This is a genomic window from Pseudomonas sp. KH_021 (assembly GCF_057838865.1).
This window is the reverse complement of sequence record NZ_CM174477.1, coordinates 5,821,710-5,847,026: the sequence shown is the minus strand read 5'-3', so window position 1 is coordinate 5,847,026 and position 25,317 is coordinate 5,821,710. Positions and strand designations below refer to the sequence as shown.

The 25,317-nt window shown below is 62.4% G+C and carries 26 protein-coding genes; 3 read left to right on the top strand and 23 right to left on the bottom strand.

Features of this window, described 5'->3' with window-relative positions:
• Window positions 1–50 precede the first annotated feature (50 nt).
• From AC3IX4_RS26900 to AC3IX4_RS26805, 20 genes are read right to left on the bottom strand one after another with little or no spacing between them, the layout of a single operon-like run.
• Window positions 51–1,277: a beta-ketoacyl-ACP synthase gene (locus AC3IX4_RS26900; RefSeq protein ID WP_489258332.1), complete on the bottom strand. Its 1,227-nt coding sequence runs from the start codon at window positions 1,275–1,277 to the stop codon at window positions 51–53.
• Window positions 1,277–2,005, bottom strand: a complete 729-nt coding sequence (gene fabG / locus AC3IX4_RS26895) for a 3-oxoacyl-ACP reductase FabG (protein WP_489258331.1) — start codon at window positions 2,003–2,005, stop codon at window positions 1,277–1,279. Before fabG ends, AC3IX4_RS26900 begins: the two co-directional genes overlap by 1 nt.
• The gene (locus tag AC3IX4_RS26890; RefSeq protein WP_489258330.1) at window positions 1,998–2,468 is read right to left on the bottom strand and encodes a hotdog family protein; all 471 of its coding nucleotides are present in this window, start codon (window positions 2,466–2,468) and stop codon (window positions 1,998–2,000) included. The genes fabG and AC3IX4_RS26890 overlap by 8 nt, the downstream gene beginning before the upstream one ends.
• The gene (locus tag AC3IX4_RS26885) at window positions 2,465–3,658 is read right to left on the bottom strand and encodes a beta-ketoacyl-[acyl-carrier-protein] synthase family protein (RefSeq protein ID WP_489258329.1); all 1,194 of its coding nucleotides are present in this window, start codon (window positions 3,656–3,658) and stop codon (window positions 2,465–2,467) included. The genes AC3IX4_RS26890 and AC3IX4_RS26885 overlap by 4 nt, the downstream gene beginning before the upstream one ends.
• Window positions 3,655–4,140, bottom strand: coding sequence for a hypothetical protein (locus AC3IX4_RS26880; protein WP_489258328.1), 486 nt, complete (start codon window positions 4,138–4,140; stop codon window positions 3,655–3,657). The genes AC3IX4_RS26885 and AC3IX4_RS26880 overlap by 4 nt, the downstream gene beginning before the upstream one ends.
• Window positions 4,137–4,880, bottom strand: coding sequence for a class I SAM-dependent methyltransferase (locus AC3IX4_RS26875; RefSeq protein ID WP_489258327.1), 744 nt, complete (start codon window positions 4,878–4,880; stop codon window positions 4,137–4,139). The genes AC3IX4_RS26880 and AC3IX4_RS26875 overlap by 4 nt, the downstream gene beginning before the upstream one ends.
• The gene (locus AC3IX4_RS26870; protein ID WP_489258326.1) at window positions 4,877–6,124 is read right to left on the bottom strand and encodes an NAD(P)/FAD-dependent oxidoreductase; all 1,248 of its coding nucleotides are present in this window, start codon (window positions 6,122–6,124) and stop codon (window positions 4,877–4,879) included. Before AC3IX4_RS26870 ends, AC3IX4_RS26875 begins: the two co-directional genes overlap by 4 nt.
• Window positions 6,111–7,271 carry a cation:proton antiporter gene (locus AC3IX4_RS26865; protein ID WP_489258325.1) on the bottom strand — a complete coding sequence of 387 codons (1,161 nt, stop codon included), beginning with the start codon at window positions 7,269–7,271 and terminating at the stop codon, window positions 6,111–6,113. Before AC3IX4_RS26865 ends, AC3IX4_RS26870 begins: the two co-directional genes overlap by 14 nt.
• Window positions 7,268–9,604 carry an MMPL family transporter gene (locus AC3IX4_RS26860; protein WP_489261378.1) on the bottom strand — a complete coding sequence of 779 codons (2,337 nt, stop codon included), beginning with the start codon at window positions 9,602–9,604 and terminating at the stop codon, window positions 7,268–7,270. The genes AC3IX4_RS26865 and AC3IX4_RS26860 overlap by 4 nt, the downstream gene beginning before the upstream one ends.
• The gene (locus AC3IX4_RS26855) at window positions 9,576–10,178 is read right to left on the bottom strand and encodes an outer membrane lipoprotein carrier protein LolA (RefSeq protein WP_489258324.1); all 603 of its coding nucleotides are present in this window, start codon (window positions 10,176–10,178) and stop codon (window positions 9,576–9,578) included. The genes AC3IX4_RS26860 and AC3IX4_RS26855 overlap by 29 nt, the downstream gene beginning before the upstream one ends.
• A complete protein-coding gene (locus tag AC3IX4_RS26850; protein ID WP_489258323.1) occupies window positions 10,175–10,600 on the bottom strand; it encodes an acyl-CoA thioesterase in 426 nt (141 codons plus the stop codon). The genes AC3IX4_RS26855 and AC3IX4_RS26850 overlap by 4 nt, the downstream gene beginning before the upstream one ends.
• The gene (locus AC3IX4_RS26845) at window positions 10,593–12,137 is read right to left on the bottom strand and encodes an HAL/PAL/TAL family ammonia-lyase (RefSeq protein WP_489258322.1); all 1,545 of its coding nucleotides are present in this window, start codon (window positions 12,135–12,137) and stop codon (window positions 10,593–10,595) included. The genes AC3IX4_RS26850 and AC3IX4_RS26845 overlap by 8 nt, the downstream gene beginning before the upstream one ends.
• Window positions 12,118–13,053: a lysophospholipid acyltransferase family protein gene (locus AC3IX4_RS26840; protein WP_489258321.1), complete on the bottom strand. Its 936-nt coding sequence runs from the start codon at window positions 13,051–13,053 to the stop codon at window positions 12,118–12,120. The genes AC3IX4_RS26845 and AC3IX4_RS26840 overlap by 20 nt, the downstream gene beginning before the upstream one ends.
• Window positions 13,050–13,784: a glycosyltransferase family 2 protein gene (locus tag AC3IX4_RS26835; RefSeq protein WP_489258320.1), complete on the bottom strand. Its 735-nt coding sequence runs from the start codon at window positions 13,782–13,784 to the stop codon at window positions 13,050–13,052. Before AC3IX4_RS26835 ends, AC3IX4_RS26840 begins: the two co-directional genes overlap by 4 nt.
• Window positions 13,777–15,459, bottom strand: a complete 1,683-nt coding sequence (locus AC3IX4_RS26830) for an ApeI family dehydratase (RefSeq protein WP_489258319.1) — start codon at window positions 15,457–15,459, stop codon at window positions 13,777–13,779. Before AC3IX4_RS26830 ends, AC3IX4_RS26835 begins: the two co-directional genes overlap by 8 nt.
• The gene (locus AC3IX4_RS26825; protein ID WP_489258318.1) at window positions 15,456–16,001 is read right to left on the bottom strand and encodes a COG4648 family protein; all 546 of its coding nucleotides are present in this window, start codon (window positions 15,999–16,001) and stop codon (window positions 15,456–15,458) included. Before AC3IX4_RS26825 ends, AC3IX4_RS26830 begins: the two co-directional genes overlap by 4 nt.
• Window positions 15,998–16,252 (bottom strand): acyl carrier protein, encoded by a 255-nt coding sequence (locus tag AC3IX4_RS26820; RefSeq protein WP_489258317.1) that lies wholly within the window; start codon window positions 16,250–16,252, stop codon window positions 15,998–16,000. The genes AC3IX4_RS26825 and AC3IX4_RS26820 overlap by 4 nt, the downstream gene beginning before the upstream one ends.
• A gap of 9 nt (window positions 16,253–16,261) precedes the next feature.
• Window positions 16,262–16,534, bottom strand: coding sequence for a phosphopantetheine-binding protein (locus AC3IX4_RS26815; RefSeq protein WP_489258316.1), 273 nt, complete (start codon window positions 16,532–16,534; stop codon window positions 16,262–16,264).
• Window positions 16,503–17,321, bottom strand: coding sequence for a lysophospholipid acyltransferase family protein (locus tag AC3IX4_RS26810; protein ID WP_489258315.1), 819 nt, complete (start codon window positions 17,319–17,321; stop codon window positions 16,503–16,505). Before AC3IX4_RS26810 ends, AC3IX4_RS26815 begins: the two co-directional genes overlap by 32 nt.
• Window positions 17,297–18,016, bottom strand: a complete 720-nt coding sequence (locus tag AC3IX4_RS26805) for a beta-ketoacyl synthase chain length factor (protein WP_489258314.1) — start codon at window positions 18,014–18,016, stop codon at window positions 17,297–17,299. Before AC3IX4_RS26805 ends, AC3IX4_RS26810 begins: the two co-directional genes overlap by 25 nt.
• Before the next feature lie 247 nt (window positions 18,017–18,263).
• On the opposite strand from AC3IX4_RS26805, the gene AC3IX4_RS26800 reads away from it, so the two are divergent.
• Window positions 18,264–19,034: a ParA family protein gene (locus tag AC3IX4_RS26800; RefSeq protein WP_489258313.1), complete on the top strand. Its 771-nt coding sequence runs from the start codon at window positions 18,264–18,266 to the stop codon at window positions 19,032–19,034.
• A 1-nt stretch (window position 19,035) separates the two neighbouring features.
• Here AC3IX4_RS26800 and trxC read toward each other — a convergent pair whose 3' ends face one another.
• Complete coding sequence (gene trxC / locus AC3IX4_RS26795) at window positions 19,036–19,470, bottom strand: thioredoxin TrxC (RefSeq protein ID WP_489258312.1); 435 nt, start codon at window positions 19,468–19,470, stop codon at window positions 19,036–19,038.
• 205 nt (window positions 19,471–19,675) lie between these two features.
• Here trxC and AC3IX4_RS26790 point away from each other — a divergent pair, with 205 nt between their 5' ends.
• Window positions 19,676–19,972: a type II toxin-antitoxin system HigB family toxin gene (locus tag AC3IX4_RS26790; protein WP_489258311.1), complete on the top strand. Its 297-nt coding sequence runs from the start codon at window positions 19,676–19,678 to the stop codon at window positions 19,970–19,972.
• Window positions 19,969–20,370 (top strand): helix-turn-helix domain-containing protein, encoded by a 402-nt coding sequence (locus AC3IX4_RS26785; protein ID WP_489258310.1) that lies wholly within the window; start codon window positions 19,969–19,971, stop codon window positions 20,368–20,370. Before AC3IX4_RS26790 ends, AC3IX4_RS26785 begins: the two co-directional genes overlap by 4 nt.
• 34 nt (window positions 20,371–20,404) lie before the next feature.
• Here AC3IX4_RS26785 and selO read toward each other — a convergent pair whose 3' ends face one another.
• Both selO and mscK read right to left on the bottom strand, forming a co-directional pair.
• On the bottom strand, window positions 20,405–21,868 hold the full coding sequence (selO, locus tag AC3IX4_RS26780) for a protein adenylyltransferase SelO (RefSeq protein ID WP_489261377.1): 1,464 nt from the start codon (window positions 21,866–21,868) through the stop codon (window positions 20,405–20,407).
• A 58-nt stretch (window positions 21,869–21,926) separates the two neighbouring features.
• The gene (gene mscK / locus AC3IX4_RS26775; protein ID WP_489258309.1) at window positions 21,927–25,283 is read right to left on the bottom strand and encodes a mechanosensitive channel MscK; all 3,357 of its coding nucleotides are present in this window, start codon (window positions 25,281–25,283) and stop codon (window positions 21,927–21,929) included.
• Window positions 25,284–25,317 lie beyond the last annotated feature (34 nt).

Genomic DNA, 25,317 nt, shown 5'->3' with positions numbered 1-25,317 from the left:
TTTCCCTCTGCGCGGTCCGACCTCACCTCAGGGTGAGGTCGGCGCCACACTCAAACCCAACGACGAAAAATCAGCGAGGTATTGACCCCGCCAAAGGCGAAATTGTTATTCATCACGAACTCATGGCTCATGCTGCGAAACTCGCCACACAAGTAATCCAGCTCTCCACAGCGAGGGTCGACGTGATCCAGGTTCAAGGTGTGAACGTAGCGGTCGCGATTCATCATCTCGATGCTGAACCAGGACTCCAGCGCGCCGCAGGCCCCCAGGGTATGGCCCAGGAAGCTCTTCTGCGAGCTGATGGGCATGCGCGGCCCGAACAGGCTGCTGGTGGCCAGGGTTTCGGCAATATCACCCTGTTCGGTGGCGGTGCCGTGGCCGTTCACATAGCCAATGGCGTCGACGGCAAGGCTGGCGTCTTCCAGGGCCAGCTCCATGGCGCGGCGCATGGTGGCCTGTTCCGGTCGCGTGGTGTGCTGGCCGTCGGCATTACTGCCAAAGCCGACGATTTCGGCGTAGATAGTCGCACCGCGGGCCAGGGCGTGTTCCAGCTCTTCGAGCACCAACATGCCGCCGCCTTCCCCGATCACCAGGCCGTCGCGGTCCACGTCGTAGGGCCTTGGGCTGGTGTGCGGGGCGTCGTTCTTGAGGCTGGTGGCATACAGCGCATCGAACACCATGGCTTCGGTGGGGCAGAGTTCTTCGGCGCCACCGGCAAGCATCAGTGGCAGGCGGCCGAACTTGATCGCCTCATAGGCATAGCCGATGCCCTGGCTGCCGCTGGTGCAGGCACTTGAGGTTGGGATCAGGCGGCCAGTCAGGCCAAAGAAGATGCTGATATTGGCGGCCGTGGTGTGCGGCATCATGCGCACATAGGAGTTGGCGTTAAGGCCTTCTGCGACCGAATTGAGCAGCATATTGCCGAACGCCTTGATCTCGTCGGTGCTGCCGGTGGACGAGCCGCAGGCCACGCCCATACGGCCGTCGCGGATGATCGGGTCATTGAGCAGGCCCGCATCGCGCAGGGCGTTTTCGGCCGCCGCCACGGCCAGGCGCGATACCCGGCCCATGCTGCGCAGTTGCTTGCGGGTCCATTGCGAGGGGACTTTGAAATCATCGATGGGGCCGGCCAGGCGCGTGTTCAGCTCCTCGAAACGGTCCCACTCATCCATGCGCCGGATGCCGCTGCGGTTGGCGGCGAAGTGCGCTGCGATGCTGTCCCAGTCATTGCCCAGCGAAGTGATGCCGGCCATGCCGGTGACGACCACGCGCTTCATCAGCACAGCCCTCCGTTGACCGCCAGGACCTGGCGGGTGATATAGGCCGCCTCGGCCGACATCAGGAAGTTGACGGCCCCGGCGACTTCTTCAGGGGTGCCCATGCGCTGGGCGGGAATCATTTTCATCAGTTCTTCGACCGGTACCTGTTCGTCGAGCATGGCGGTGTCGATCAATCCCGGTGCCACGCAGTTAACTGTGATCTTGCGCTTGCCCAGCTCAATCGCCAAGGCTTTGGCGGCACCGATCACGCCGGCCTTGGAGGCGCTGTAGTTGACCTGGCCGCGATTGCCGATCAGGCCGGACACCGAGGTGATGCAAACGATGCGCCCCGGGGCGCGGCGGCGGATCATCGGCATGATGACCGGGTGCAGGACATTGTAGAAACCATCCAGGTTGGTGCGCAGTACCAGGTCCCAGTCTTCTTCAGTCAGCGCCGGGAAGGCGCCGTCGCGCGTCAGGCCGGCGTTGCAGACCACGCCGTAATAGGCGCCATGGGTTTCGACGTCCTCCATCAGGATCGTCGCGCAGGCGGCGCGGTCGGCGACATCAAACTGCAGCACCCGCGCCTGGCGGCCCAGTGCCAGGACTTCCTCGCGCACGGCCTCGGCCTCGGCGCGGCCGTTGCGGCAATGCAGCACCAAGTCAAAGCCTGCCTGGGCCAGGCGCAAGGCGATGGCGCGGCCGATGCCACGGCTGGAGCCTGTGACCAGGATGGATTCAGTCATGGCGGGGTTCCTGTGTTTGCGTGTCGGCCAGGTATTGGCTGGCTTGGGGTGGGCTGAAGACATTCAGGCGAGCCACGGCCTGGATGCCGGGGCCGCTCAGGCAACATTCGAAGATGCCCATGCCGCTTTCGTCTTCCAGCGAACGCACCGCATGAATGTGCAGTTCGCTACCGACCGGGAAGTGTTCCACATTGCACTCGAATTTGCGCGTGCCGAGTAAAAAACCCAACTGCACAGGGTGGCCTTGGCTGCGCGCCCGGCAACCGGCGAAGGCGGCCACACTCTGGGCCATCAGCTCGACCCCGATCCAGGCGGGCAGGCTGCCGTCGGGGCGGTTGAACGGGCCGTCAGGGCGGACAGTCAGGCGCGTGTAGATCTGCTCTTCGTCGAACGACTCGACGGCATCGATCAGAATCATGTCACCGCTATGGGGCACCAGTTCGGCGATTGGCCAAGCGATCATGGGGCATCTCCGAGTATCAGGCTGACGTTATTGCCACCGAAGGCAAAGGAGGTGCTCATCAGCCGGCGCACCTTGCCTTGGGGCAGGCGAGCCTTAGTATCGATCAGGTTGAGCGAGGGCAATTGCGGGTCGGCGTGTGCGTCCCAGACATGGGGTGGCAACGCGCCGTCGATATTGTCTGCATGCAGGCTCAGCCAGCAGAACGCCGCTTCCAGCGCGCCAGCGGCGCCCAGTGTATGGCCACTCATGGGTTTGGTCGAAGAACAGGCGATGCCCGTGGGGAATACCGCCTGCACCGCCAGGCTTTCCATGGCGTCGTTGTGTGCGGTCGCCGTGCCATGCAGGTTCAGGTAGTCAATCTGTTCGGGTTCAAGATGGGCCCGTTGCAGCGCCTGGCGCATCGCGGCGATAGCGCCAAGGCCTTGCGGGTCGGGCGCGGAAATGTGGTGGGCATCGCAACTGGCACCGTCGCCCAGCAGGGCAATGCCAGGTCCTGAGTTTTCGCGGCTCATCAGGAACAGTGCGGCGGCTTCGCCAATGTTGATGCCATTGCGGTTGCGCGAGAAGGGATTGCAGCGCTGTTCACTGACCGCCTCCAGCGCCGAGAAACCATTGAGGGTGAGCTGGCAGAGGCTGTCGACACCGCCGCACACCACTGCATCGCACAGCCCCATGTCCAGTAGCCTGCGGGCGCTCATCAGGGCGCGGGCGCTGGAGGTGCAGGCGGTGGAAATGACATGGGCCGGGCCGCTCGACTGCAACCAGTCCGCGAGGAAATTGGCGGGAGCACTGAGCTCCTGCTGGCGATAGTCATAGCTTGCAGGGAAGTGCTGGTCTTGCAGGTAGGCGGCGATGCCGCGGCTGCCTTCATCAATCCCGGAAGTGCTGGTACCCAGCACAATGCCGACTCGTTCGGCGCCGTACCGGGCAATGGCCTCGCGAAGCTCGGTTTCAATTTGCACCGCCGCCGCCAGCAGCAATCGGTTGTTGCGGCTTTCATGCAGGGCGAGGGCCGCGGGCAGGGCCGGCAAGGCCGTGCGCACGGCAGCCACCGGCAATTGCCGTTCAGGCACCCAGCCGGCTTCTGCGCGCATGCCGCTGCAATCACCGGCAAACAGGCTGTGGCTGACCTGCGCCCGGCCTTCACCCAGCGCGCAAATAACCCCAAGGGCATTGAGAAAGGCAGTCATGGGGCAGTCTCGTTATTGAGTGGGCTAACGACGTAACGCAGCCCTTGTTCAAGCGTTACGGTAAATATCGTGGGCTGTTGATAACTCACCTGCCAGCGTTCTCCCAAGGTACGCAGCGAGCCTTGTTGGCGGGCCTGTGGATAACTCTTGGCCAGTTGGGCCTCTGGCGTCAGGGCAAACAATAGGGCTGCGAACATCTCTCGGGCCTGGGGGTTGGGCGGCAACAATCCATCGGCGTGCCAGTGACCGTCATCGAGCAGTTGGCGAGCCGCTGGAATACCGAGAAAGTCCAGCAGCGACCAGCGCAAAGCGTTCTGCTCGCGCTGTATGACCAGCATCCAGTCCTGGCGTTCGCCAGCTTGCTTGCGTTGTACGTGCAATTGCAGCGGCAAGGCCAGGGTTGGCGTCTGCGCGGGCAAGGGCGCGCGGCTGGTGCAGGCACCGAGCAGCAACAGGCAACTCAACAACAGCAGGCGTGTCATCCGGCGATACCCTGACCTGCCAGTGGCTTTCTGGCCACGACGTTGACCAGTGTTTCCTTGCGCTGGCCCACCGGGGGTGGCTGACGCAGCCCAAGGCGTTCGAACAGGCCGAAATCGCTGGAGCGGCTCCACCACAGATAAGGGTAGGAGACCTGCTGTGGGGCAAACTCGAAGCCATGATCGGTGAGCATTTGCAGGTATTGACCGGCGCTTTTCTGCACCTGCATGGGATGGCGGAACAACCAGCGAATCACCCAGGTATCAATGTAAGCCTCAGTCGACTCGGCCAGCAACAGATGGCCACCAGGCTTGAGTACCCGATAGAACTCGGCCAAGGCTTTTTCCTGCTCCACCAGGTGGTGCAGCGTCTGGTGGCAGAACACCAGGTCAACGCTTGCGTCGGGCAAAGGCAGTGCGGCGCAGTCGGCGCCCTGCAGTTCCACGTCCAGGCCTTCGCGCCGAGCCTCCTCAAGGCTCAGTTCAAGGCTGAGCGGGTCGGCGTCGCTACCCAGTAGACGCGCAGGTGCAAACACGCTGTTCAGATGGCGAAAAGACTTGCCCTGGCCGCAACCGACATCGAGCAGCACCGGCAGGTGTGGCAGTGCGTCGCCCATCAGCCGCGCAAGGTCATTGATGGCCACGCGCAATACATGGTGCTGCCAAGTGTGGCTGCGCAGGAACCAGAAGCCGAAGCGGGTTTCTTCGACGTAGTGGTCGCTCAGGTAGCGCGGCGCGCTCATGCCGGTGACCTTGCACAGACCTGGGCGAGCATGTTCAGGCGACGTTCGGGTTCAGCGACGAACGGGTTGCGCTCATCCCAGGCGTAGCCGGCGAGAATCGAGCTGATCATACGGCGGATTTCGACCGAACTGCCCGGATGGAAGATCACATCCTGGAAGCGGCCGTCATACCACCCCTGCACATAGGCGCGGAAAGTATCGACGCCGCGCTTGAGCGGCGCGGCAAACTCAACCTGCCAATCGACCGTTTCACCCTTGAGCTGGCGGTCAAGCAGGGCGGCCGCCATGCTGGCCGAACGCATGGCGATGGTGACGCCGGAGGAAAACACCGGGTCGAGAAATTCGGCCGCATTGCCCAGCAGGGCAAAGCCCGGCCCGTGCAGGCTTTTGACGTTGGCCGCATAGCCGCCGATGGAGCGCGCCGGGGTATCCCAGACAGCGTTTTCCAGGGTTTTTTGCAGGCTTGGGGTTTGTGCGACAAAGGCTTTGAGACAGGCATCCAGATCGTCGCCGGTCTCAGTGAAATGCTCCCGTGCAGCGACCACGCCCAGGGAGCAGCGGCCATTGCTGAAGGGGATGGTCCAGAACCAGATATCGCTGTGCTGCGGGTGCACGGTGACGAGGATTTTTTCCCGGTCGAAGGCCGGGTTTTCGATGCGGTCTTCAATATGGGTGAACACCGCCTGGCGCACCGGGAAGTTTGACGGTGCTTCAAGTTCCAGCAGACGTGGCAGCACTCGGCCGTAGCCGCTGGCATCGAGCACGAAGTCGGCTTGCAGGGAGTAGGTGCTGGCGTTGCTGCGACGGACTTGCAGCTGCGGCTTGGCGCGGCTGAAGTCGACGCTGACGATCTCTTCTTCGTAGCGAATTTCCACCCCTTGGCGCTCGGCCTCATCGGCCAGCAACTGGTCGAAGTCGGCACGCTGCACCTGAAAGGTGGTGGGCTTGCCGTTGCTGAACGTGTCGCCAAAATCGTAGGCGCTGTAGCAATCCTTCCAGGCGAACGCCGCGCCGTTCTTGAGCTGGAAACCCGCCGCCTGCACGGCCTGGAGCATGCCCGCTTCTTCGACGAAATCCAGGCAATGGCAGAGCAGGCTTTCGCCGATGGAAAAGCGCGGAAAGCGCTGTCGCTCGACCACGAGGACATCGTGTCCGCGCCGCTTGAGTAGTGCCGCGGCAATGGCCCCTGCCGGTCCTGCGCCGATGATGACGACGCTGCGATATTCCATTTCACTGTTCGGCATGACGGCTCCTGGCCGGTTCTGGACATAGTATGGGCGGCCGATGAATACCGGCCAGGGCTGGCAACAAGGTGGCGCACAGGCCCATGGTCATCAGGGCCAGGTACAGCGCAGGGCTGATCAGGCCTTGTTGCAGCAGCAGGTTGAGGAAAATGATTTCGCTCAAGCCGCGAATATTCAGCAGCAGGCTTTCGCGCCAGCGGCTGGCCCCGACAAACGAAGGCCCGGCCCAGCGCAGCCCCAGCCAGTTGCCGAGCAATTTACTGAGGATGGGCAGCAACAACAGGGCGGCGAATTGCCAGGCGTGGAACGCTTGAAGTGCCTGGTGGAAATCGATCTGAACGATGCCGAACGTCAGCACCAGCGGAACCGCTACGCTCGATTGCAGGCGCAGCCAGTGTTCGGGCTTGAACGGTAGGCGCAGGGGCAGCTTTAGCCAGCCCAGGCACAACAAGTAGCCAATACCCACCAACAGCGCATTGAGCCGGTAATGCTCGGCGATAAACAGCAGGGCGAAGAAAACCAAACCATAAACCCAAGGTCGACGCAGCCCCAACGCATGCAGCAGCCAAGGGAGCACCGCGCACGCCAACGGCAACATCAGGCTCGATGGCTGTAGGCTGCCTTGGCCCAGGCCAAACAGTGTCCAGCAGGTGAGGTCAATCAGAATCGCGGCCTGCAACAGCCTGCGGGTGGCGGCCGGGGGATAGTCGATATGCCGCAAATACAGGTACAGCACCGGGATAGCGGTAATGGCAAACACCAGGCCTAGCGCGAGGCTGTTAAGCCAAGGCTGCGCAGGCAGCAGCCAGAGGGCGCAGGCCAGCCCGCAGGCAAAGGGCACGGCAAAGCTGGGCAGGGCGATCTTGAGGCTCTGGCGTTCCAGTTTAAGGTCGATCACATCGCCCAGAATCTGCCCCAGCAAGAGGGCAAAGCCCAGCCCGTAGAGGGTTTTTAGCCAGACCGGTGCAACCAGTTGTGCACCGCTCAGTTGCCAGTGCGGCTCGATCCAGAACAGCATCAGCAGCGGCAGGCCAAGGGTGGCCAGCAGCAGCTGGCTGACAATCGGGATCAAGCCCAGCCGGCGGCCGATCAGAGTTGCCGTGGCAAACAGCAGCAACGCCAAGGCCCAGAACGCTAGAACCATCATGCGCTCGCCTCCAGAGGCTGGCGCTTGGCCGCCCAGGGTGCGAGCAGAAAGCTGAAGGCCAGGCCCAGGCTGACGGCGAGGCCAAAGTTACTGACCGCAGGGGTGCTTGAGACTGCCAACAGGCCGAACGACAGCCAGGTCGTGGTGGCCGCCAGCAACGTACCGAGCAGGCTGACGGCCGCGCCGCCGACCTGTTCGCGCATTAAAATCGCGTAATCGACGCTGATGGCCGTGACCAGCAGCAGGCCGAACAGACTGAACAGCGTCAACGGCTGCCCCATCCAGCCCAGGCTTGCCAAGCTGCACAGCGCCGCGAGTAGAGGCAGGGCAACGATGCGCAGGGCGCCACCCAGTCCAAAAGGCAGCAGCAACAGCAGCACAATCAACACGCAAGACAACAGCTTGAGTTCAGCGGCGCTGAGTTGGGTATCGGCAAACACCTGGTTCAGCTCGCCCAAGCGGTCCACCAGCTTCACCCCCTCCAGGTCTTCAGCCTGTACCTTCAGCAAGGCGGTGTCGTTCAGGCCGCGCAGGCTGACCATCGCGGCCACGCCGTCGCCACTGTCACCCAGCCACAGCATGCGCCACGGTTCACCCAAGGGCCCGGCCAGGGCCTGTTCGATATTCAGCGCAGGCAGCGCTTGCAGCTGCGACAGTTCGGCCTGCAAGGCGGGGAGCGGCAAGCCTGCGGCGAGCAAAGGCTGCCAGTGCCCTGGCAGCTCAGCCAAGGCCGTGCGCAAGCGCTGTTGCTCAGAGGTGCTGGTGACCAGTTGATCAAGGCTCATAAAGCCTTGCAGTTTGTCCAGGCTGACAAGCTGCCCCAGGCGGTCGCTCAAACTGCCCAGACGTTCCAGCAGTTGCTGTTGGTTGGCGGCGCGTACCAGAAAGAACTGACTGGTCGGCTGAAAACCCGTGATGCGGGCGATGGCTTGGGCCTCTTCGAGCAATGGGGGTGGGGTACCAACCCATTGGCGAATGTCGTTGCGGGTTTCCAGTTGCCACACGCCGATGCCGCAGAACAGCAACACCCCAAGCAGCAACACAAGATTGCCTAGCTTGCGGATTACGTTCTCGCGTAAGCGTACCAACGCCTGGGCCACTCGCAGCGGCCAGGCGGCCGGTTGCAATTCGACTCGCTCAAGCAAGGCCGGCAGCAGGCAGACCGCGCACAGGTAGGCGCCGATCAGCCCGGCGGCTGAAAAGATGGCGATCTGGGTCAGGGCCGGGAAGGGCGTGAAGGCCAGCGCCAGGTAGCCGATGCAACTGGTAACCAGGCTCAGGCTCAGGCCTGGCAAGGTGATGCGCAATGCGGGCCAACTGCGCCAGGGTTTCAGGCTCCAGCTTTTGGACAGGTAGTGCAGCGGGTAATCGATGGCCACGCCGATCAGGCTTGAGCCTAACACCAGGGTCATCACATGGATCTGGCCGAACAGCGCGATGCAGGCGGTGGTGCCCACCAGCATGCCGACCAGCACCGGCACGAACGCCAACAGCACGCCCAGGCGGCGAAAGGCCAACAGCAGCATCAGAAGAATGCCGAGCGTGGCACCGCCGCCTACCCAGCTGATCTCGCGACTCGCTTGGCGCTGGCCGTTGGCCGCGTACAGCAGGCCGCTGGCGGCCAGCAGTTGAGCGTCGTCCGCCTGGGCTTGCTGGCGCGCATCGGCCAATAGGTCGGCGACCTTGAGCGGCAACTGCATGTCGAAGGCGTTGCCCAGGGTGCGGGCCCGCAGCAACACCCATTGCTTGCCATCGGCCTCGGCCACCAGTGCGCCGCTGCCCAGGTCCAATTGCACGCTGGCCGGTTGCGCCTGATTGTTCTGGATGCGCCCAGTCAGGCCAAGCCAGTCGTCTTGGCTGGCCACCAGGCTGAAGGCGAAGGGGTCATAAAGGGTTTGCAAGCGTTGTTCGATAAACGCCTGGGGTTGTTCGATGAGCAGTTTGCGGTCAACTGCCGGCAACAGGGCCAGGCGACCTTGCAGCAGTTGTGTGCGCAAGGCGGGCAAGTCGGCCTGCAAGCTCCACTGGACCTTTTCGAACAGCCCAGTGGCTTGCCATTGCTCGCCCAGGCGCTGGGCGACGGCGATGGCCTGGGCACGATCGACATGCCCGACCAGCACCAGCATTTCCCGATTGAGCGGCTCCTGCATGCGTTGTTCGGCGCGTTGCTCCAACGGATCGGGCGTTGCGCCCGGCACCAATTGCATCAGGTCGGCCGTGACAGGGGCGCTGGCGTGCCACTGCCAGCCGGCCAAGGCGCAGACGCCGAGCAACAACAACAGAAACAGGCGTGGCAGCAGGCGTTCAGTCGGCAAAGTCGTGCTGCTCCTCAGGGCTCAAGCTGGCAGCGCTGGTGCTGGCCGGCATCAGCAGCACAGTGCTGTCGCCTTGGGTTTCCAACAGTTCGATGCGTTCGACAAAGTCGGCGCCGCTGATGTTGATGCCGGTGAAGATCTGCTTGAGCAGCATGGAGCGCGGTGTCAAGTGCAGTTGCCAGTGCTTGGCATCGCCTTGCAAGGCGAGTTCGAAGTCGCGCTCAAGGCCCCTGTTGTCGCCTCGCAGCACGGCGAAAAACAGTTGGTTTTGCTGGGCGGAAGCCGTTTTGCCGGGCAGGCGCTGCCAGCCGCTGGGGTCACGGCGCGAGATGCCTTGGGAGTCGATGCGGTAGTCCTGTTGCACGGGTGTCTTGAGCAACCAGAGCAGGCCGCGGTCCTTGGCCAACACAAAGTTGCCCTTGCTCAGCAGGGGTTGCGCCAGTGCGCGCAGGTGTTTTTCCTGGGTGAAGGGGCCATGGATCACGGCAGGTCGGGCCAGCTGTGCTTGCAAGTCCTTGAGGTCAAAGGCCTGGGCGACGGTAGCGCAGGCCAGCAGACTGAACGCGCAGAGCATGCGTAAGCCCAGCCTCATGCCAAGGCCTGCTGGACGGCATCGACAAACACAGCAGGGGAGGCCAGCTGCATCTCGCCGCTGGCGAGATGCACCGCCACCTGTACGGAGCTGGCGCGGGTCATGCGTTCGCCGGTGGCCGCATCGCTGATCAGGTAGTGGATCTTCAGGCGGTTCTCCCACTCCACCAGGCTTGCTCGAACCCGTAGGCGCTGGCCGAAGGTCGCGCCACGGATATAGCGCAATTGCAGGTCGATCACCGGCCACGCATAGCCGGACTCGCGCATTTGCAGGTAGTTGTGATCCAGCCTGTCCAGCAGCGCACACCGGGCGATTTCCAGATACTTGACGTAGTGACCGTGCCAAACCACATCCATCGTGTCGATGTCGAAAAACGGCACCAGCACTTCGGTATCGACGTGCAATACACCCCCACTACGCATGCAGCCTCCAGTGCCGTTCGGCGATTCGTTGCAGGCACAGGCGCAGCTCGCCTTCCAGGGCACGGTCTTCGATGACCGGGGTGAAGTCTTGCAGCAGCTGCTCGTGCATGGCGGCCAGCGGTGCTGGCAGCGGGCGTGCCTGCGTGTTGCGCTGGCGTAACCAGACGCCTTGGTTGGCGGCGAGCAGGGTGGCGGCAGCGACTTGCTCGGTCAGTTCCAGCACCCGTATTGCGTCACGGGCGGCGATGGTGCCCATGCTCACCTTGTCCTGGTTATGGCATTCGGTAGAGCGGGAAAACACGCTGGCTGGCATGGTCCCTTTCAAGGCTTCGGCGGTCCAGGCGCTGGCGCCGATCTGCACGGCCTTGAAGCCGTGATTGAGCATGGCCCGGTCTGCTGATGCGCCAGACAGATTGCTGGGCAGGCCGTGGTTGTAGCGCACGTCCACCAGCAGGGCGAGCTGGCGGTCGAGCAGGTCGGCAACGTTGGCCACCAGGGTCTTGAGGCTGTCCATGGCAAAGGCGATATGGCCGCCATAGAAGTGCCCGCCGTGCAGTACCCGCTCGGCTTCGGCGTCAATGATCGGGTTGTCGTTGGCGCTGTTGAGTTCGGTTTCGATAAAACTGCGCAACCAGCCCAGGCTGTCGGCCAGCACGCCGAGCACATGGGGGGCGCAACGCAGTGAGTAGCGGTCTTGCAGGCGATGCAGTGGCGCGGTCGGGGCGTCGATGGCCAGATCCTGGCGCAGCCAGGCGGCCACCTGCAGTTGGCCGGGGTGCGGCTTGGCGGCAAACAGGCGCTCGTCAAAGTGCTCAGGGTTACCCTCCAGCGCAATGACATTCAGCGCCGTGATGCGCGTCGCCAGCTTGAGCAGGTAATCAGCGCGGGCAAAGGCCAGGCAGGCAAGCCCGGTCATGACGGCCGTGCCGTTCATCAGTGCCAGGGCTTCCTTGGGGCGCAACACCAGTGGCGTCCAGCCCAGTTCGCGGTGAACCTCAAGGGCACTGCGCCGCTCGCCGCGATACAGCACCTCGCGTTCACCGGACAGCGTGGCGGCCACATAGGACAACGGCGTCAGGTCGCCACTGGCGCCTACCGAGCCTTCTTCGGGAATCAACGGCAGGACGTCGTGTTGCAGAAAGCCCTGGAGCCGCTCCAGCAGCTCCACTCGCACCCCGGACACACCGTGGCACAGCGACTGCAGACGGGCGGCGAGCACGGCGCGGGTGGCCGGTGCATCCAACAGCTTGCCCAGGCCACAACCGTGGAAGGTGTAGAGGTGGCGTGGCAAGGCTTCGACATGCTCCAGCGGCACCGCGACCACGCAAGAATCGCCGTAGCCGGTGGTGACGCCATAGATCACGCCTTCCTTGTCGAGCAGGGTGTCGAGAAAGCGCGCGCCCTTGGCAATGCTTTCCCGATAGGCCGGGTCGGCTTCAAGCTGTGGCGAGGCCTGGCGCTGGGCCAAGGCCTGGACGTCTTCGATGTTTAGAGGGAGCGGGCCGAACAGGACCGGCTCAAGCGGATACGTCGTCATCGGTCTTCCAGAAAGGGTAGAAATTGAACCATTGCTCGGGTGCCTGCAGGCAGTAGTGGCCCAGGCGCTCGGCATAGAGGCCGGCCCAGTGGGCGATGACCTGTTCGCGCTCGCTGCGTCGCCACGTGATGGCGTCGGCGAACGGCTCCAGGGTCACCTGGTAGCGGCCTTGCTGCTTGAGGCAGAACATCAGATTGATCGGGCATTTGAGCAGCCCGGCCAGTAGCCATGGGCCCTGCGGGAAGGCCGCCGGGTGGCCGAGAAAATCGGCTTGTACGGTGCGCCCGCCGTGCAGCGGGATACGGTCGCCGGCAATCGCCAGCCATTCGCCGTCGTCCAGGCGCTGGCTGAGTTGCAGCATGATCGCCGGGTCCAGTTCGCTGACCTGGATCAGGCGCAGGTGGGTCGCACCGGCTTCACCGAGCAAGCGATTGAAGCGCTCGGCATGGCGGGTATGTACCAGCACGTTCATGGTCACCTGCTCACCCAGTTCGGCCAGTGCCCGGCAAACCTCAAGATTGCCCAGGTGAGCGCCCACCAGCATCTGCCCGCGTGTGCCGCGCAGTTGCGGGCGCAGATGGCTGGGGTCGATGATTTCGATCTGTTCTATGCCCAGCTTGCCATTCCAGACATCGAGCTTGTCCAGCAGGGCATCGGCAAAGGCCATGAACTGCGCGAACACGCGTCTGTGGGAAGGGCGCAATTGCGTTTGTCCGCTCCATTGGGCCAGGCGGCTCTGGTATTGCCAGGCGCTGTGCCGGGCGCGGCGGCCGAACAGGAAAAAGTACAGCACGATGCCATGTAGCACCGGGCTCAGCACCCGACGCCCTAGCAGCTTCACGCTGGCGGCGGTCAGTTTCATCAGCCAGAAGCTGCCACGCTCCTGCTGCTCAGCCCAGTGCTCTGAGGTGCTCATGAGTGATACCTGCGCCAGAGGATCAGGGGGAAACGCAGCAACATGCCGAAGAACAGCTTGGTGTGCATTTTGGAAATCAGGGCGTTGTCGTGGAACAGGCGAAAGTGTGAGAGGCCGTCCTGCGGGTAATGCACTCGGGTGGCCAGCCATTGCATCGGCTGATTGCGCCAGGCCAGGCGCACGAGGATCTCCGGGTCGAAGTCCATGCGCTTGCCGAGCTTGACCGAATTGATCAGTGGCAGGACGACGGGCAGCGGATACACCCGAAAACCGCACATCGAGTCGGGGATGCGCAGCGACAGGCTGTTGATCCAGACCCAAACGTGCGTCAGGTAGCGAGCGTACAGCCGGCCCTTGGGGACACTGGCGTCGAATTGTGGATAACCGCAAATCAGCGCCTGTGGATAAGTGCGCGAGGTTTCGATAAAGCGCGCCACGTCCTGCAGGTCGTGCTGGCCGTCGGCGTCCACTTGCAGGGCGTGGCTGAAACCCAGCCTTGCCGCTTCGCGTAGCCCGGCCATCACCGCCCCGCCCTTGCCCTGATTGACCGGCAGGCGCTTGAGAAACACCTGCGGCTGTTCGGCCAGTTGCTCAAGCACCCTGGCGCAGGCCGGGCTGCTGGCATCATCGACCAGTACACAGGGCAGGCCGGCGCGGATTAATTCGGCGACGACAGCCGGCACCGCCCGTTCGTGGTTGTAGACCGGAATCACCGCGCAGGGCTTATGCATCGATGGCCTCCAACAGAATGCGGCCGCTGGAGCAGGCTGCGCCTGTCTCGTTGCGATAACTGAAATAGAGTTTGCCGCGTGTAGGCTCGAAACGCAGGGTCAGTTCCAGCGTGTCGCCAGGGCGTACCAGGTGCTGGAATTTCAGGACTTCCATGCCGACAAAGCGGGCGCCAGGTACCAGGTGTTGGTCGCTCAGCTGCATGGCCCAGTCGACTTGCACCACGCCCGGCAGGACCGGTGCATGGGCGAAGTGGCCGCTGAACACGGCCAGGTCATGGGGGACGTGCAACGTCCAGTGCTGTCCGTCAGCGGCCGTGGTATGGCTTAGCACTTCTGGCGCCTGCGGCCGGGGGGCCAACAGCAGGGCGTTGATCTGCGCTTGGGGCAGTTTGCCTTGGCTGTTGAACGGCAATTGACGCAGCAGCCTCCAGCGCCGAGGCAGTGCCAGCGCTTCGCAGTGCTGCAAGAGGTGTTCACGCAAGGCTTCGGTCAGGGCCCGTCGGCCTTGTTCGCGCAAGGCTTGCAAGCCACTGGCGCTGAGCACCAGCAAGGCGCCGAGGCTGGCGCGACGCTCTTGCACTACGCCAAGGCGGGCGTCGCTGACCCAGTCATGCGCCAGCAGGGCCTGCTCGAGCAGCGGCAGGGCGATGCGCTTTTCTTCCAGTTTGACGATCCGGTCCAGTCGGCCCAGCAGGCGAAAACGCCCGTCGCTCGCCATTTCGGCGGCGTCCGAGGTTTGCTCCACGTGCTCCGTGGGAAGGTAAGGGGATTGGATTTGCAGGGCGCCGTCCGGGCTCTGGCTCAGTCGTACGCCGGCAAAGGGTTGCCACAGCGCGGGGCCCTGGCGCCAGGCGATGCCGCCGGTTTCGGAGCTGCCGAGGATTTCCGTCGGCCACTGTCCAAGGCGTTGTTCCAGCAACGCCGCAGCTGTCGCAGGCAGCTCACCGCCTGAAGAGAATACCCGCCGTACCTGGCTCAGGGCCGGCCAATCGAGGTTGTCGCCCATGCGCTTGAGCAGGGCGGGGCTGGCGACCCAGGCGAAGCTTGAGTGCTCAAGGCTTGCGCATTGCAGGTCTTCCGGGAACGGCAGTTGGCGCCTGACAAAACCGCGCCCGGCACACAGCGGCCAGAGCACCCGGAACAGCAGGCCGTAGATGTGCTGGGTGGCGACACTGCCGATGATGCAGGCATCACCCAGTGACTGTCCCCAGAGTTGTTCGAGTGCAAAGATTTCATTGGCCAGTTGGCGCAGGTTTTTGTCGATGCGCTTGGGTTCGCCGCTGGAGCCTGAAGTACACAGGCTCACCCGGATAGCGTCCAGGTCCAGGGCCGTGGCGGGCAAGGGCTCGGCGTAGAGGCTGCTGAGGCGGCAGTCCTGGGGCAAATCGCTGAGCCACAGTTGCACATCGTCATCCCAGCGCTGGCGGGTTTGCGGTTGCAGGTCGGCGGGCAACAGCACCTGGGCGCCGGCATGCCAGGCACCGAGCAGGGCGATGGCCAGCTCGCCGGCATCTTCCAGATGCACGGCCAAGTGGCGGATACCGCGGGCCTTCAGGCCACCTGCCAGGCGCAGGGCCTGTTCGCGCAGCCCGGTGTGGTCCAGGGTCGGTGCGAAGGTGACAGGCCGGCCTGGGTGGGCCTCGACCAATAGATGCTCAAGGGCAATCCATTTCATGAGCGTTCTCGTACACGTTGTCTTGTCAGCCATTCGGCCGCAAACAGCAGGCCCATCAGGGCGTAGGCGATCACGCCGTTGTAGAGCGTCCACCAGTCCAGCGGGGCCCATAGGGTCAGGGCGCTGGCGATCAGGCCGTTGCCCAGGAAAAACAGGCACCAAACCTGGGTGACCTGGCGGGTGTAGCGGATAGCCGCAGGCGGCAGGTCTGGCTCGCGCAGGCGAGCCAGGCGCTCGACCAGCGGTGGGCCGACCTTCAGGCTCAAGCCGAACAGGGCGAGCATAAAGCTGTTGATCAACACCGGGTACCAACGCAGCAATTGCGGGCTGTTGGCCAATGCCAGCACGCCGCAAAAAACCAGGGCCACCAAGGCCATCCAGCGATTACCGGGCTGCCCGGCGCCGGTCAAGACGCGCCCCAGCCACAGGCCGCCCAGCAGCAGGGCAAACTGCCATGGGGCGAAATGAGCCATGCCGAAATGCACCGCAAACGGGTACAGGATGCCCGCCAGCACAATGCCCAGGCCAAGCAGTCGCTTCATGCCGCAGGTTGGACCAGTCGATAAACAGCCTCGACCACGTCGTTGACCGTGCGCACGGACTTGAAGTCCTCGGCGCTGATCTTTTTGCCCGTCTGGCGCTTGATATGGTCGATCAGATCGACCGCATCGATGCTGTCGATTTCCAGGTCCTGGTACAGGTTCGATTCCAGGGAAATACGCTCAGGTTCGATCTCGAACAGTTCCACCAGGGCGCTGCGCAGGGTGTTGAAGATGTCATCACGGGTTTGCATGGTGCTGTCTCAGGCGGCCTGTTTAGCGGTGACGAAAGCTGCAAGGCTGGCCACGTTGGAGAAGTGCGAACGAGTGTCCTTGGCGTCGGCATCGATCTTGATGCCATAACGTTTCTGGATCGCCAGGCCGAGCTCCAGGGCATCGACCGAATCAAGGCCCAAGCCTTCGCCGAACAGGGTCTGTTCGTTGTCGATGTCACTTTCACTGATGTCTTCAAGCCCCAGGGCATCGATGATCAGCAGCTTGATTTCACGGGTGAGTTCCGGGTTCAGATCGCTCATCTTCGGCGAGCTCCTTTATGAAATAGTGGTGCAAAAAGTCATTCAACTTGCGCGAGGCCTGCGGCGGCGGGCCTGTTGCGGCGAAGGTCTGCGGGTCGATATCGGTGCCCACGTGCAGGCTGAAATGCACGCGGCGCAAGGGGATGCGATACCAGGGTTCGGCTTTGGTCAGCGTGGTCGGGCTGACCTTGATCGTCACGGGGGTGATGATTCTCGCACCCCGCAAGGCGATTGCGGCCGCGCCGCGATGAAAGGCGGGTGGCTGGCCGGGCGGGGTACGGGTGCCTTCGGGGAAAATGATCAGGGTCTGGCCACCTTGCAGTGCGGCCACCGCGGTGTCGAGCATGTCCATGCTGCCGTCGTTGCTGATGTAGCCGGCGTCGCGTACCGGCCTGCCGGTAAAGGGGTTCTGCCACAGGCCTTGCTTGACCACGCAGTTGGCCTTGCGCATCAGCCCGATCAGAAACACCACATCGATCAGTGATGGGTGGTTGGCGATGACCATTTGCCCGGGGCGGCCGAGCCGCTCGGGGTGGGTGATGCTGTAGGTGAGTACGCCGCTGCGGTTCATGAAGCGCACGAACAACCAGAACAGCCAACTGATGGTATGGCGGGCGCGGCGCTGGTGGGCCTGGGCATCGCCGGGCAGGCACGACAGCAAGGGGAACACCAGCACGCGCAGGCATAGCCCGCCCAGCCCAAACAGGGCGAAGCTCAGGGCCGTGGCCAGCAGGCGCCAATAGTAGGCGTCGCGACGGCCGTTCAGCGGTTGCGCTGCCATGTCCATTCGCGGCGCCCCCAATGATGTTGGCAGGTTGGCGTATCGGTTTGCAGGCAGCGCAGCAGGCTCAGGGCATGGGGCAGGCGCTCGGGGGCGATGTCTTCATCGGTGCGGCCCAGGTGCAATTGCCATTGATCCCCAGGGGTGACCAATAGGCCGACAGCGTAGGCGAAGGGCACGTCATCGATCCATTGGCGATAGGCTTCGGGGGGCTGTTCTTCGGCGATGACCACCAGCACGGCAGGGGCGCCGTCGGCCATCAACCCTGCGGCTTCGAGCAGGCCGTGCTCCAGGCCATCGCCGGTGGCGGCCAAGGCGGTCATCTCGCTGGTTTCCCCGCGCAGGATCGACCACAGGCCGATCACGGCATTGTGAACCGAGAGGCTGAACTGGGTCGGAGACAGGGGTTGACCCGTTGCCAGGTCCTTGAGGATGTCGAAGGTGCGTGGCGTTTCACCATGACGGGACACAAACACCAGCGGCAAGCGTTCAAGGTCTTCGGCCAGTGGCCAGCCAACGCTGAAGGCCATGCGAGCCAGGCGGCCCAGGCGGCGCCGTTGCATGGCCGGTAAAAACGATACGTCGGGGGCTGACTGGGTGTCATCGATGGGGACAGGCGTCTGGAACCAGCGCAGCCAATCTGCGTCTGACTCAAGGCCCGGCGCCCAAGCGCGCCATCGCGCGATGTTGAATGTGATCAAATCGTGTACTTCCCGCCGTGTAGACGTCCATGCCAAGGGAGAGGCTCGGGGCGATACCAACCATGGCATGGCTCAATCGCCGAGTGCAGGCATTATCCGGGTGAGGCTTGCTGGTAGCAAATGTTGGTTGAATACACAGACCCGTTGGCCGTTCGACAGTTCAATACCTAAAGGCCCGACGGTGCTGGCTTATTCACTGCGCGGCCCACTACACTCGGCCATCCTCAGGAACACGGAGTTCTATTTCATGCGGCGCGTGGTATTCAATCAGAAAGGCGGCGTGGGCAAGTCGAGCATCGCCTGCAACCTGGCGGCGGTCAGTGCCAGCGAAGGCTATCGGACGCTATTGATCGATCTGGATGCCCAGGCCAACTCCACCCAGTATCTGACGGGGTTGACCGGGGCCGATATCCCGATGGGCATCGCCGACTTCTTCAAGCAGACGCTGTCTTCCGGGCCGTTCGCCAAGAAGAATAAGGTCGATATCTATGAAACGCCGTTCGATAACCTCCATGTAGTGACAGCCACGCGAGAACTGGCGGATCTGCAGCCCAAGCTTGAAGCCAAGCACAAGATCAACAAGCTGCGCAAACTGCTGGATGAGCTGGCCGAGGACTACGACCGCATTTATCTGGATACCCCGCCTGCCCTGAATTTTTACGCAATATCGGCGCTGATTGCCGCTGATCGCGTGCTTATTCCTTTCGACTGCGACAGTTTTTCACGCCAGGCGCTCTACGGCCTGCTGGCGGAAATCGAAGAGCTCAAGGAAGACCACAACGAAGATCTGGCGGTGGAGGGCATTGTCGTCAATCAGTTCCAGTCCCGTGCCAGCCTGCCCCAGCAGATGCTTGACGAGTTGATCGCCGAAGGCATGCCGGTGCTGCCGGTTTACCTCAACAGCTCGGTAAAAATGCGCGAATCGCACCAGGCCAGCCTGCCGCTGATCCACCTCGACCCGCGGCACAAGCTGACCCTGCAGTTCATCGAGCTGCACAGCCTGCTGGAAAACGCCTGACTCAGACGCCTTGGCTGCCCAGCCAGGCGAGCAATTGCGGCAGCGGGAAGGCGCCACTCTGGCGTGCCACTTCCCGGCCATTCTTGAACAGGATCAGGCTGGGAATCGAGCGAATCCCCAACTGCGCCGAGAGTTGCTGGTTAGCCTCGCTGTCGAGCTTGGCCAGCCGGCAACGGCCCGACAATTGCGCGGCCGCCTCTTCGAACACCGGTGCAAACGACTTGCACGGCCCGCACCAATCAGCCCAGACATCAATCAACAACGGCAGATCGCCCTTGATCTGGCTGGCGTAATCGCCTTGCTTGAGTTCAAAGGGCTTGCCCAGCAATACCGGCGCCTTGCAGCGCCCGCACTTGGGCTGATCGCTGAGACGGTCGGCGGGGATGCGGTTGAGGCCGTTGCAGTGAGGGCAGGGGATTAGCAGTGGGTCGGTCATGGAGGGTTTCCAGAGAGAACGGGATATGACGTTATCTTGGGCTCTGGGATCAAGTTATCAAGAGGTTGCGACTGCTTCAGGTTGCAGACAAGCCCCTGTGGGAGCGGATTTAACGGGTTTGTCAGAAACATAAACAATCGCAATTTGCGATTTTTTGTACAGCGGTCTAAGCTCTGCCATAGCAAATTGCGATATGGAAGCCTGCATGCACGTAATTACGGAAAAACGCATTTGGGAGTCCAAGGAAAAATGGCCCCATGTGGCCAACGCGCTGGACAGCTGGTATCGATTGATCAAGGCGGTGCGCCCAAAGGATTTCGCGGCGATGAAGGCAATTTTCCCTGCAACCGATAAGGTTGGGGCACTGCATGTTTTCGATATCGGGGGGAACAAAGTGCGTTTGATCGCAGTAGTTCACTACAGCGCGCAGCGGCTGTACATCAAGCATGTTCTGGATCATGTCGAGTACGACAAGGGTAAGTGGAAGGAGGGAACACGATGAGTTCTCTGATCAAAGAGGCGAGCAAGCACTGGCACTATATCGCGCCGTTGTTGCATAAGCCTGAGACGGAAGCCGAATACGATGCCTTGGTGGAGTCTATCGACGAGCTACTGTCACTCATGGGCGAGGATGAGTCCCATCCGTTGGCTGGGTTGTTGCTGCAGATGGGCGATCTGGTTGCAGCCTACGACCGAGAGCATCGGCCGATGCCACCTGTCAGCGGCGCACAAGCCCTGCGATATCTGATGGATGAACACAAGCTCAAGCAGGCGGATTTGCCTGATCTTGGGACACAGTCCGTCGTTTCAGAAATATTGGCGGGGAAGCGCCAATTGAATTTGCGCCAGGTGCGATGGTTGTCTGAACGATTCGATGTACCGGTCGAAGCGTTTTTCTGAGCCCGCCCGAAGTCAGGCCCAGAAATACGGACGCTCAAGAAGAACAACTGATCTCCAGATGCTTGCCCCATTCTGGCGGCCGCTCGGCGTAGGCGTCCATCCCCGCCTGGGCCTCGAAGGGGCGGCTGAGTACGGTGTGCAGGCGGCGGACTTCTTCGTAGTCGCCGCGCTGCGCCGCGTCGATGGCGTTTTGTGCCAGGTAGTTGCGCAGGATGTAAAGCGGGTTGACCGCGTGCATCCGCGCAGTGCGGGTGGCGTTGTCGGCTTCGTCTTCACGACCGACCCGAGCCAGGTAATCCGCCGCCCAGGCATCGAAGCCCTTGAGATCGACAAAGTCATCGCGCAGCCGTTGTACCGCCTGCTCGGCTGCTTGATCACCCAAGCGACGGAAAAACAGGCTGTAGTCCACACCGCTGTTTTGCATCAGTTGCAGCAGCCGCTCGATGAGTGGCTTGTCGCTTTCTTCAGATTGGGTGAAACCCAGGCGGCGGCGCATCAGGTCCAGGTAATGGGCCTCATAAAGTGGCAGGAACATGCCCAGGGCTTCGCGTAACGCCTCAACGCTGATAAAGGGTGTCAGTGCCTGCGCCAGTGCGCTCAGGTTCCAATGGGCAATCGGGACCTGGTTACTGAAGCTGTAGCGGCCCTGATCATCGGAATGGTTGCAGATGAAGTTGGCGTCGAAGTCATCCAGGAAGGCGAACGGGCCATAGTCGAACGTGATGCCCAGGATCGACATGTTGTCGGTGTTCATTACGCCGTGGCAAAAACCGTAGGCCTGCCATTTGGCGGTCAGTTCGGCGTTGCGCTCGATGATGTCGCGGAACATCGCCAGGTAAGGTTCAGGCTCGCCCAGGCAATGGGGGAAGTGCTCGTTGAGCACGTGCTCGGCGAGGATCTTCTGCTGTTCCGGTTGGCGGGTGTAATAGAAATACTCGAAATGCCCATAGCGTACATGGCTGGGCGCCAGGCGCATGACCATGGCGGCGCGCTCCTGGGTTTCCCGCCAGACCACGCTGTCGGAGCCAACTACGCACAGGGCGCGGGTAGTGGGAATGCCGAGTGCGTGCAAGGCTTCGGAGGCCAGGAATTCGCGAATCGAGGAACGCAGCACCGCGCGGCCATCGCCCATGCGCGAATAAGGCGTTTGCCCGGCGCCCTTCAAGTGCAGGTCCCAGTGCTCGCCCTTGGAATTGACCACCTCCCCGAGCAATAGCCCACGTCCGTCGCCCAGGCGTGGATTGTAGGAGCCGAACTGATGCCCCGAATACACCATCGCCCGCGGCTCGGCCTCGGCCCACAGCTTGTGGCCGCTGAACAGTTCGGCAAAGGTGGGGGAATAGGCTTCGGTTGGTTCCAGGTCAAGCAGGCCCATGGCTGCCGCGCTCACCACCACCAGCCGCGGTTCGGCGATGGGGTCGGGCAATACCGAGGTGGAGAACGCATCGCCCAGGCGGGCGAAGCGGTTATCGAAGGTCAGTTCGTCGAGGGCTTTCAATGGCCGGCTCCAGCAGAATACTTGAGCATTCTGCTGGGGCACGGCGCCTGAAGTCCAGTCAGTCGAGCTTGGTGGCAGGCGCAGCCGGGTTCTGCTTGGCATCGACCGGCTCGATCGGGAGCACCGTCCTGTCCATGCTTTCAACCGGCACCATCTTGTATTCCTGGCCCTGCATGTTCTTGAGGTACACCTCCATCTGCCGGAAGGAGATGTTGATCTGCTGCTTCTTGAACTCTTTGTTGATGTAGCGGTTGATCTCGTCGAGCACCGGGTTGCGGTCGCCCAGGTCACGCACGTGCATACGCAGTTCGTGGTCCAGGGTGCTTTCGCCGAAGTTCAGGAAGTAGACGATCGGCGCTGGCTCCTTGAGGACTCGCGGGTTGTCCTGGGCGGCCTTGAGCAGCAGGGATCGCACCAGGTCCAGGTCCGAGCCATAGTCCACGCCCAGTTTCAGGGTGACGCGGGTGATGGTGTCGGTCAGCGACCAGTTGATCAGTTGCCCGGTAATGAACGTCTTGTTCGGGACAATGATGTCCTTGCGATCGAAGTCGGTGATGGTGGTGGCACGGATGCGGATCTTGCTGACCGTGCCCGACAGGTTGCCGATGGTGATGGTGTCACCGATGCGCACTGGGCGCTCGAACAGGATCATGATGCCGGAGATAAAGTTGGCGAAGATCTCCTGCATGCCGAAACCCAGGCCTACAGACAATGCGGCGACCAACCATTGCAGCTTGTCCCAGCTCACCCCGAGAGTGGACAGCGTCGAGACAAAACCCACCCCGGCGATTACATAAGACAGCAACGTGGTGGTGGCGTAGGCACTGCCCTGGCCCAGGTTCAGTCGTGACAGCACCAGCACCTCTAGCAGGCCCGGCAGGTTGCGGGCCAGGGCGATGGTAATACCCACGATCAGCAGCGCACCGAGGAAGTCGGACAGGCTGATGGGCACCATGCTCATGCTGGCACCGGTGCCGCTGGTGTATTCGTAGAGGGTGATGTTGTCCAGGTAGGCGAACACGCTGATCAGGTCGGCCCAGACCCAGTACAGGGCGCCGATAAAGCAACCGAGCAGGGCCAGGCGAATCAGGCGCAGGGACTGTTGGTTGACGCTCTCGATGTCCAGGGCCGGTTCTTCGACCGCAGCCTCGCCGTCACCGTTTTCCTTGGCGGCCAGGCGTTTGCTCAGGGCGCGCTGATAGGCCAGGCGCCGTGCAGCCACGCTCAGGCCGCGAACGAAAGCCGCTTCGATCACCAGCCAGAACATCAGCAGGTACAGGGTGTCGATCAGGCGGTCTGTCAGCTTCAGGGCCGTGTAGTAATAGCCGAAGCACACGGCGATAAACAAAGCGATGGGCAGGGCGGTGAAGACCACCGCGACCGCCTTGCGGAATAACGAGGCGTTTTCGTGGGTCGGGCTGCTGATCAGCAAACGGCTTAGCAACCACGCCATCAGGGCGTAGCACGCCAACACCACGCCGATGCCCAACACGTCGTCGGCCAGCGCCGAAGGTTGGAGTTCGGCTATCGCCACCACGGCCACCAAGGCCAGCACTACGCTCCCCAGGCGACGGATCCAGCCGCGCAGGAACTCGACCTGACGGCGCTCCCAGCGAAAGTGCAGCTCGGCCACGCCACCCGGTGCCAGCACGCGATAGGCGGTATAGAACACCAACCAGGCCTGGGCAACTTGCAAGAGCGCGGCGCCGAGGTTGGCGTTTTGCCCGCGTGCGTCTATCTGCAGGGCATAGCCGCACAAGGCCAGCCCCAGCGCCACCGGCATGGCCAGCAGGATATTGACCAGAATCGCCTGCGGCGTGTGCCACTGGCTGTCGCGTCGGAAGTGGCCGATGTCCTGATGCAGCTTGCTTAGCCGTTCATGCAGGTACTTGCGCTTCCACAACAGGGTGCCGATCACCAGCAACAGTGGCAGGAACAATAGGGGGCGTTGCGACAGGCCGTCGGCCAGCTCGTTCAGGCTCGAAAACCAGGGCAAGGTGTTGACTTGGGCGGTCAGGCGTTTGGGGATGGTCTGCAACCATTCCAGGTCCAGTGGCTTATTGCTGGGAATCCAGAACATCTGCTCGTCGAGGGTCGCGCGCAGGCCCTGGGCGGTGCTCAGCAGTTGCTTCTGATTCAGTTGCAGGGTGATCGATTCGTTGAGCAGGGCACTCAGCTCGCGGTTCAGGCGCTCAAGCAAGTCGCTGCGGGTAACGGCCAGCTCCAACAGGGTTTTGCGCAGTTGTGGCGTGACTTGCTCGCTGGGCTGGCTTTCCAGCAGCTTGTCGACATAGGCGCTGGGGCTGCTGATTTGTTCGCGTTGTTGGTTGATTTCGAACTGGTAGAGGCGGATATCGGCAATCTGGTCGGCCAGGTCGCGGTCGACCTTCAGGTGCGGCAGAGCCTGCTTTTGTTTGTAGAGAATCTTGGACAACAACAGGCTGCCCTTGAGCACGCTGATCTGTTCATCCAGGGCCTGGTCGGCCTGGGTCACGCTGTCCAGTTGTTGCTTGGTGCGCAGGTTTTGCTGGGTCAGCTCGTTGAGCCGGTCGGTGCTGCGCAGCAAGTAGTCGGAAAGCTTGAGATTGGCAGCGCTTTCGGTGGCCAGCAGGCTGCTGCCGCCGGACTTTTGCGCTTCCAGCGATTGCTCGGTCACCGTTTGTTGGGATTGAGCCAGGCGCTTTTGGTTGATTAGCGTCTGCAAGTCCTGGATTTCCTTCTCCAGGCGGCTGGTCTGGGCGACCAGCAGATCGTGCTGGGTGGTGCCCAGGTCCTGCAGCAGACCGTTGCCGGCCAATTCCTGGCGGCGCAGGTTGATCAGTGCATTGATCGAGGCCAACTCGGCGTTGAGCTGGTTGCGTTGGTCGGCCGTGATGATTTTGCCGCTGTCCTTGCCCGCTTTGAGAATGGTGTTGATCTGCTGGATGCGCGTCTGGCTGCTGCTGATCTCGGCCTGGGCTCGCTCGGGGCGGGTCTGGGCGGTGATGGCCAGGGTATTGGCATCTGACAGGGACTTTTGCAGCGCCCCTTGCTGGATGTTGCGCTCGCTGAGCACTTGTTCCAGCTGCGGCACATCCAGGTTGGCATAGCGCTGGGAGACAGGCACCACCTTGGTGACTTTCAGGCGCTCCAGCTCTTTTTGATTCTCGGCGGTCTTGCGCGGCGCTTCGCTCAGTTGTTGCTTGAGGGCGGCCAGGCGCTTTTCGCTGTCTTCCTTGGTGCCGAGAAAGGTCAGGGTTTGTTCCAGCACACCTCGCAGCGCTTTCTGATCGGTCTCGGGCAGTTTGCGCTCGGCGATCTTGTCCAGGCTGGTTTGCACGGCGGGACTGGTCGGGGGTTCGGCGGCCTGTACTGAAGCTACCGATGCGCACAGCCCGAGCAGGGCTGCACCAATGACATTGAGCAGAGTGGGCATAGGTTAAAAATCGTACAACTCGAGAAAGGTTGGC